Origin of the sequence: Stenotrophomonas sp. 2YAF22 (assembly GCF_052114665.1) — a bacterium.
In the GTDB taxonomy this organism is placed as follows: Bacteria; Pseudomonadota; Gammaproteobacteria; order Xanthomonadales; family Xanthomonadaceae; genus Stenotrophomonas; species Stenotrophomonas indicatrix.
Genome location: NZ_JBFRFE010000737.1, coordinates 1 through 1,862 on the forward strand (window position 1 = coordinate 1; position 1,862 = coordinate 1,862).

The window sequence follows — 1,862 nt, forward strand, 5'->3', positions numbered from 1 at the left end:
TGCCTGCACCGTGAAGGTAGTGCCGGCCGCTGGCCGGCACCACCAGATCACACCCCGGCCTCGGCCTCAACCGATTCGGCCTTCACCTTCTTCGGCTCCAGCAGCATCTCCAGCGCCTTGCCCACGGCCGCGAATGCAAATGCACCGGTGATGTGGGTGGCCGCGCCCAGGCCGGCGCCGCAATCGAGCTTCAGGGCCGCATCCGCGCCCAGGTTCGGCCGCAGGCCACAGACACTCCCATCGGCCTGCGGATATTTCACGTTTTCCAGCGAATACACCGCCGGCACACCGAAATAGCGCTTGGCATTCTTCGGGAAGTTGAATTCACTGCGCAGCTTCTTGCGGATCAGCGCCAGCATCGCGTCATGCTCGGTGCGCGAGACATCGCGGATGCGCACCAGGGTGGGATCGGTACGGCCGCCGGCCGCGCCGACGGTCAGCAACGGCAGCTTGCGGCGGCGGCACCAGGCGATGGTTTCCACCTTCACCCGGAAGCTGTCGCAGGCATCGATCACCAGGTCGAAACCGCGGTCCAGCAGTTCGGCCATGTTGGCCGGGGTCAGGAACGCCTGCACGGCGTCGACCTCGATCTGCGGATTGATCGCCCGGCAGCRCTCGGCCATGGCCTCGGCCTTGTTGCGGCCGTAGTTGCCTTCCAGCGCCGGCAGCTGGCGGTTGGTATTGGATACGCAGATGTCATCGGCATCGATCAGGGCCAGATGGCCCACCGCCGAGCGCGCCAGCGCCTCCACCACCCACGAGCCGACGCCGCCCATGCCGACCACGGCAACACGGCTGCCCTGCAGGCGCTCGAGCGCGCCGACGCCATACAGCCGTTCAATACCGGCGAAGCGTTGTTTGACCTGTTCGTTCATCGGGCTATTTTAACGTGCTGGTCCCCTGACTACAGCACGACGACGCCGAACCCACCGTTGCACGCCCGGAGCGCCCGCCATGAGTGCCAGCCCACCCCGCCGCCCGTCCACCGCCTACCGCTATCTGTTCGTGCTCGGCCTGGGCCTGCTGATCGGCCTGATTGCCACGGTGATGGTCGGCCGCGCACTGCAGGCACGCCGCGATCCGTTCCCGGACAGCCTGATGCAGGTGATGCAGCGGCAGGCGGATCTGCTGCAGCAGGCTCAGCAGCAGAACCGCTGCAGCCTGGCCGACAGCGTCCCGCGCCTGCAGGTGCTGCGCCTGCTGTCCAACGATCTGGACCAGGCCTTCCCCGGATTGAAGGACAGCCGGCAGTTCCAGCAGCACGCCAGCCAGTACCGGGCCGGTCTCAATGCGGCATTGGCCAGCCCGCCGATCGACTGCAACGCGTTGGCGCAGCAGGTCCAGGCACTGCAGGACGATTGCCGGGCCTGTCATCAGGACTTCCGCTGATTCATCTTCGAGTGGGCGAAGGCCGATGTGGTTGGCGCCTTGTTCACGTTGGAAAGAGGAGGATTCGCTGACCCTGCTGCATGACGCAGTACCACCCAACGCACCCGCCTTCACGGCCAGGAGATGCCCCATGAAGATCCAGCTCATCGCCGCCAGTGTCATCGCAACCGTCGGCCTGGCCGGCTGTGCCACCTCGCCGGGCTACGGCGGTGGTGGTTACAACAACGGCTACAACAACGGCGGCTACGGCAACAACTCCGGTTACAACCAGGGCCGCTGCGCCGACTGCGGCATCGTCACCCGCATCAATGCCGTGCAGTCTGGCCGTACCGCGCCCTCCGCCACCGGCGCGATCCTCGGCGGTATCGTCGGCGCGGTTGCCGGCCATGAGATCTCCGACCACACCGGCGGCAGCCGCGGCAACAAGAACATCGCCGCGGTGTGGTCGGAGATCTCATGGCCGGCAACCGCGC

The 1,862-nt window shown here is 66.6% G+C and carries 2 protein-coding genes and 1 pseudogene; 2 read left to right on the top strand and 1 reads right to left on the bottom strand.

What is annotated here, in order from left to right; translation table 11 throughout:
* Positions 1-47 precede the first annotated feature (47 nt).
* The gene (locus AB4Y84_RS20575) at positions 48-875 is read right to left on the bottom strand and encodes a tRNA threonylcarbamoyladenosine dehydratase (protein ID WP_442250812.1); all 828 of its coding nucleotides are present in this window, start codon (positions 873-875) and stop codon (positions 48-50) included.
* A gap of 79 nt (positions 876-954) precedes the next feature.
* On the opposite strand from AB4Y84_RS20575, the gene AB4Y84_RS20580 reads away from it, so the two are divergent.
* Positions 955-1,389 carry a hypothetical protein gene (locus tag AB4Y84_RS20580; protein WP_442244310.1) on the top strand — a complete coding sequence of 145 codons (435 nt, stop codon included), beginning with the start codon at positions 955-957 and terminating at the stop codon, positions 1,387-1,389.
* 130 nt (positions 1,390-1,519) lie between these two features.
* Positions 1,520-1,862 (top strand): annotated as a pseudogene (locus tag AB4Y84_RS20585) (glycine zipper 2TM domain-containing protein); the annotation flags it as partial.

What these genes read in the sequence shown, in the direction of transcription:
- AB4Y84_RS20580 (WP_442244310.1), top strand. Translation starts at nt 955, where the DNA reads ATGAGTGCCAGCCCACCCCGCCGCCCGTCCACCGCCTACCGCTATCTG.